We start from the raw sequence: 5,612 nt of genomic DNA, 5'->3' as shown, positions 1-5,612 counted from the left end.
ATCACAACGAACCCCTATGGGGTTCTAATAATTAAACCATCCTAGTTTAAAAAAGTTCTAAATATTTTTTAACTTTTTGGTATTCACAAGCTTTCGGAGAAATCCATCCAAAAGAAGCAGTCCTAACATGATATCAATGAATAGAAAAGCTTTGACGAAAGGGCCTTCTGATAATGCTGAATAATTTATTGCAGTAGTTGTAAAAGTTCCGTTTGTCGCGTCTGATACGGAAGACCAATCTATAGCAGCAAATAAAAATAATAACAGCCCTCCGATGGTCAGGATAAAAAATGCCGAGATACCATAAATGATCCTTTTGTCGATTAGTGATTTAATTGACCCGGGATTCGGCTCAAGATCTACCTTGTCCATCACATTCCTGTTAAAACTCATGGAAGGATGATCCAATTCCAGCGTTTGCAGGGTGTCATTTAGAGAACTAAGCTCCTCAAAAATCGAGCGATATAGAGGATCATTTTCTATACAGCTCTCGATTGAGATCCTTTCATCCTCGCTGAGACTTCCGTCAAGGTAGTCCCAGATCTCTTGTTCTATTATCTTCATAATAATTCTCCTACCTCATGATTCAACAAACGCTCCAATTTATCTTTTAACCGAAGTCGCGCCCGGTGTAGTTTAACCTTTACTGTATTGGTTTCCATGTTTAGCTGTATACCAATTTCTTCCAAAGATTGTTCCGCCTGATAAAACAGTGTTATTATCGTCGCATCATCAGGCAACAGCTGACTTATAGCGATATTTACATAGGCCATCTTAGATTTGTGTTCTAATTCATCCGTTCCCTGCTCAGAGGCAATATTCAGGAACTCTGAATCCTCATTATCATCTATCAAATTGATATCAAGCCGCTTTTTGCGGAGAAAGGTCATCGCTGTAGTAAATACAATACTATACAGCCAGGTACTGAACTTAGATTTTTGCTTAAAATTATTTAAAAATCGATATGCTTTTATAAAGCAATCCTGTGCGATCTCTTCAGCATCCTCACGGTTCTTTGTAAACCGGAAGGCCAGCGTAAAAACAAATCGTTGATGACGGGCGACAAGTGTTGCATAGGCCGTTTTGTCGCCGGCCAGCACTTTCCCTATTAGTTCATTATCTGAAAACTTATCACCCATCAGTTACCCTCTCTGACGCTGGTTTATTCAATCAGGTTACATCTCATTTATATAAATCTATTCATTAATAATTTATCGATCGCCTGTAACCTGACTTTCAGACCTGTTGTCATAGCTGTCAGAAACAGTATAAAATCATACACTTAATTATATCATTATGCGCGAATTTGAAGTTCTAATACCAATTTTAGTAAGCTTAGGCTTTTTTGCCTGCGTTTTTGGTCTCAGGTACCTTAAAAATAAGGAAAATATGGCTTTAATCCAGAATGGAATGGATCCCGGGCTGACGAAGCAACAGCCTTATCCTTATCAAACCTTAAAGTGGGGCCTTTTGCTGATGGGGCTAGGAATAGGCTTATTTTTAGCTTTTATTTTAGATCATACAGTGTTTAATTCCTTTACAGATCCAAGATATAGCCATAGAGGTAATGATGGTATAGCAGCAATTTATTTCTCGCTTCTTGGAATATTTGGCGGCTTAGGATTATTCATCTCCTATCTGATCGAGAAGAAAGAAACTGGTGCTAAGAACTAGCATATCCTGGCAAAGCCCTGGCTGGTACCGGGGCTTTCTTAGTTTATTGAGGCCTGGGTACGATTGCCACAGTTAGCCTGCTGATACAATTCATCTTTCCTTTGTCGTTGTAGATCTTAATATCCCAAACGTGTGTTTTGCCCCCAATATGTATTGACTTACATATTCCGGTGACATATCCTGACTTTACCGGCCGCAAGTGATTCGCATTGACCTCAAGTCCCACACCAATGTATTTTTCCCAATCGATTACCATGCTCGAAGCCACACTTCCTAATGTTTCAGCAAGTACCACAGACGCTCCTCCATGTAATATTCCATACGGCTGATGGGTACGTTCATTCACCGGCATCCGGGCCGTAACAAAATCTTCCCCGATCTCCATGAATTCAATTCCAAGCAAAGCTCCAATATGATCTGTTGGCCGGCCATTAATTTCCGCGACATCATATTCTCTGAACCAGATCATAAATACCTTTCTTCGATGATTTTCCGGTGATGATTTAGATGGCCTGCCAGTATGTAGATCAAAGCCAGAACGCTTATCGGTGCGCCATTAGCACTGCCTAAGCGGCTAATTTCTTCTTCATTAAATGATTTTACCAGATACATATTGGCTTTACGCACAGTGGCGAACTCATCAGCCAGACTTTCTAAGGTCCGGTCGGCAAAATGGGAGTTTATTACGTAGTCATTTTCTTCAAAACCCGGCAAAGGAGTTTTATCGTTCCTCCCGATGGTTAACATTCGGTAGGCCATAATTCGCTCTGTGTCGATAACATGTCCTACGAGCTCCTTGATCGTCCATTTTCCTTCGGCATATGCATAAGATGCTTTATCCTGGGTAAGCCCTTTTAAAAAAGTCGTGAAAGAATTAGCCTGGTGCTCCAGTTCTGCTATAACGTTATCACTAACGGTATCGATATACTTCTGATAAAATGCTGCATGTTCGTCAGCTTGCGGTCGCTTCATAGGTCATATTACTTTTTAAAACAATTCGGAATGTAGTTCCTTTTCCAATTTCTGAATCTTTCACGAAAATTTGCCCTTTGTGGTAGTTCTCGACTATTCGTTTGGTAAGTGATAATCCCAGTCCCCAGCCGCGCTTACGGGTTGTATATCCCGGCTGGAAGATGGTGTCAAACTTTAATCTTGGGATACCCGAACCCGTATCACGTATATCTATGAAAACCTGTTCTTTAACCAGATTTTCCCTGATGTCGACTTTAATCCTGCCAGGTCCATCAATAGCATTCACTGCATTTTTGAGAATATTCTCAATCACCCAATCAAATAAAGGCACGTTGATCAAGGCTTCCACCTGACTATCACCGTCCAGAACAAACTCGATCTTGTCACTTACTCTAACCCTGAAATAGTTAATAAATTCCTCAACGACTGCATAAACGATGTGATTGTGCAGCACAGGTTTGGATCCAATTTTTGAAAATCGGTCCGCTACCATCTCAAGCCTTTTAACATCGTTTTCCATCTCCATGATCAATGGCTCATCAGCGGTATTAACCCTCGTTCTGAGCAATTCAACCCAGGCCATTAATGATGATATAGGTGTTCCCAGCTGATGGGCAGTTTCCTTTGCTAGTCCCACCCAGACCTGATCCTGCTCGGATTTTCTTGAAGAGCTGAAAACACCGTATGCCACAAGAAGGAATATAGCGATAACTGATAACTGGATATATGGAAAGGCCTTTAACTGGGTAAGAAGTACAGAATCTTTATAATAAACAAACCACTTACGGGTATCCAGTTCAAGGACTATTGGCTGATGCTGTTTCTTCATCTGCTTTAGTTCCGAATTGAAATACTTGGGATCATAAGTCCTTTGGGTATCCTCTTTCATATCGGTTTTCGTACTATCGAGCCCTCTCCAGGTGATGATATTACCAGCAGAATCGGCAACTATAGCCGGAACTGCGAGGCTATCCCTCATACTGTAAATGAATGTTATGTATTCATCATTCACATCGGGCATCGCTATAATATTTCGCGTACTTAAAGCCCAAAGTTCTGCTCTCGTCCGCTCAGCCTCAGAAATATTCCTTACGAGGTAATCCGTATACCACATTGAAGCACCCGCAATTACCACAGCAAATGCAAGTAATATAAATTTCCAGCGGCGTTTACGTTCGTAAGGATTCATAGAAGGAGCAAAATACAAAAGGGAAATGAGATGTGAGCTATGAGAATCGAGAAATGAGCTCCTTGCAAACACCTAAGGCTGCTTTCTATTCCTGGACAACTGATTACTGATTACCGAATCGCCTGATACCGATTACTGATTACTACCTTTCCCGTAACTCATAACAATCCCTATCTTTGCCCCATGTCTGAGATTGCCAAAAAAGTAAGAGTACGTTTTGCTCCGAGCCCCACAGGAGGATTGCATCTTGGGGGTGTGAGAACCGTTTTGTTTAACTATTTATTTGCCCGACAACATAAGGGAGCTTTTGTGCTCAGGATTGAGGATACCGATCAAAACCGTTATGTTGAAGGTGCAGAACAATATATTATTGATTGCCTTAACTGGTGCGGATTAAGCCCGGATGAGGGTCCCGTAAACGGCGGTTCATTCGCTCCCTATCGCCAAAGTGAACGCAAAGAGAATTATCGCCAATATGCTGAACAACTGGTTAAAGATGGCTATGCTTATTACGCCTTCGACAGCACAGCTGAACTTGAAGAGCAGCGGCAGAAATTTCCGAACTTCCGTTACGGACATGAAAACCGCAATCAACTGCGCAATTCATTAAGCCTTTCGGAAGCAGAAACCAAAGAGTTCATCGATCAGGGAGTTCCACATGTAGTAAGAATTAAGGTACTGCCCGGAGAGACTGTGCACTTTCATGATATGATCCGTGGCCATGTTAACTTCGAAACCGATCTTGTTGATGACAAAGTATTGCTCAAGGCAGATGGTATGCCGACATATCACCTTGCTGTAGTCGTTGACGATTATCTGATGCAGATAAGCCATGCATTCCGTGGAGAGGAGTGGCTTCCTTCAGCGCCAGTTCATATACTGTTATGGGAATACCTTGGCTGGAAAAAAGACATGCCCGAGTGGGTGCATCTTCCGCTGATACTTAAACCCGACGGCAATGGAAAGTTAAGCAAACGAGATGGTGACAGGCTGGGTTTCCCGGTGTACGCTATGAACTGGACCGATCCTAAAACGGGCGAAATAACTAAAGGCTTCCGTGAAATGGGATTCCTTCCCGACGCTTTCGTAAATATGCTTGCACTCTTGGGCTGGAATGATGGTACTGAGCAAGAGATCTTCACCATCGATGAACTTGTTGAGAAATTTAGCATCGAGCGGGTAAGCAAATCAGGTGCGAAATTTGATATTGAAAAAGCGAAGTGGTTCAGCCATGAATATATTAAGAAGGCGGAGGTATCATGTATCAGGTATCAGATACTGGATGCACTGGAAAACCGGGGTATTAAAGTTAAAAGCGAGGACTATTTGGACCAGATAATTACTCTGGTGAAGGAGCGCATGACGTACCTGCAGGATTTCTGGGAGCAGGCTTCCTTCTTCTTTCTTGCGCCTGAAACATACGACCTTGATTCTGTGAAACCCAAATGGACTGATGCTAAAACTGATTATTTCAATAAGCTGAACACACAGCTAACTTCTTTTAGCGAAGATCAGTGGAACCCTACAGATCTTGAAGCATCATTTAAAGCTTTGGCCGAAGAATGCAGTCTCAAAATAGGTGATGTAATGCTTCCGTTCCGGATCATGCTGGTGGGCGGCAAATTTGGCCCGGCAGTTTTTGACATCGCCGCGTTGCTTGGCAAAGAAGAAACAGAGCTCAGGATTAAAAAGGCTTTGGCGGTATTTGCTGGTTAGATTCCGGCTTTCGCCCAATGTCATTAAGTTAGTGATATAAGTCACTGTATATCAATTATTT

Annotated in this window: 7 protein-coding genes; 2 read left to right on the top strand and 5 right to left on the bottom strand. The window is 42.0% G+C overall.

Features of this window, described 5'->3' with window-relative positions; translation table 11 throughout:
* Window positions 1-57: 57 nt before the first annotated feature.
* Both WKF69_RS18450 and WKF69_RS18445 read right to left on the bottom strand, forming a co-directional pair.
* Window positions 58-564: a hypothetical protein gene (locus tag WKF69_RS18450; protein ID WP_340383847.1), complete on the bottom strand. Its 507-nt coding sequence runs from the start codon at window positions 562-564 to the stop codon at window positions 58-60.
* Window positions 561-1,139 (bottom strand): sigma-70 family RNA polymerase sigma factor, encoded by a 579-nt coding sequence (locus tag WKF69_RS18445; RefSeq protein WP_340383845.1) that lies wholly within the window; start codon window positions 1,137-1,139, stop codon window positions 561-563. The genes WKF69_RS18450 and WKF69_RS18445 overlap by 4 nt, the downstream gene beginning before the upstream one ends.
* A 157-nt stretch (window positions 1,140-1,296) precedes the next feature.
* Between WKF69_RS18445 and WKF69_RS18440 the strand changes: the two genes are divergently transcribed.
* Window positions 1,297-1,674 carry a DUF6249 domain-containing protein gene (locus WKF69_RS18440; protein WP_340383843.1) on the top strand — a complete coding sequence of 126 codons (378 nt, stop codon included), beginning with the start codon at window positions 1,297-1,299 and terminating at the stop codon, window positions 1,672-1,674.
* A gap of 43 nt (window positions 1,675-1,717) precedes the next feature.
* Here WKF69_RS18440 and WKF69_RS18435 read toward each other — a convergent pair whose 3' ends face one another.
* The 3 genes from WKF69_RS18435 to WKF69_RS18425 are packed head-to-tail and all read right to left on the bottom strand — an operon-like array spanning window position 1,718 to window position 3,835.
* Window positions 1,718-2,143 carry a hotdog fold thioesterase gene (locus tag WKF69_RS18435; RefSeq protein WP_340383841.1) on the bottom strand — a complete coding sequence of 142 codons (426 nt, stop codon included), beginning with the start codon at window positions 2,141-2,143 and terminating at the stop codon, window positions 1,718-1,720.
* The gene (locus WKF69_RS18430) at window positions 2,140-2,646 is read right to left on the bottom strand and encodes a DinB family protein (protein ID WP_340383839.1); all 507 of its coding nucleotides are present in this window, start codon (window positions 2,644-2,646) and stop codon (window positions 2,140-2,142) included. The genes WKF69_RS18435 and WKF69_RS18430 overlap by 4 nt, the downstream gene beginning before the upstream one ends.
* Complete coding sequence (locus WKF69_RS18425) at window positions 2,627-3,835, bottom strand: HAMP domain-containing sensor histidine kinase (protein ID WP_340383837.1); 1,209 nt, start codon at window positions 3,833-3,835, stop codon at window positions 2,627-2,629. The genes WKF69_RS18430 and WKF69_RS18425 overlap by 20 nt, the downstream gene beginning before the upstream one ends.
* A gap of 183 nt (window positions 3,836-4,018) precedes the next feature.
* Between WKF69_RS18425 and gltX the strand changes: the two genes are divergently transcribed.
* Window positions 4,019-5,551 carry a glutamate--tRNA ligase gene (gene gltX / locus WKF69_RS18420; protein WP_340383836.1) on the top strand — a complete coding sequence of 511 codons (1,533 nt, stop codon included), beginning with the start codon at window positions 4,019-4,021 and terminating at the stop codon, window positions 5,549-5,551.
* Window positions 5,552-5,612: the final 61 nt, after the last annotated feature.

Source organism: Daejeonella sp., from assembly GCF_037719425.1.
In the GTDB taxonomy this organism is placed as follows: Bacteria; Bacteroidota; Bacteroidia; order Sphingobacteriales; family Sphingobacteriaceae; genus Daejeonella.
This window is presented reverse-complemented; position numbering and strand designations above follow the sequence as displayed.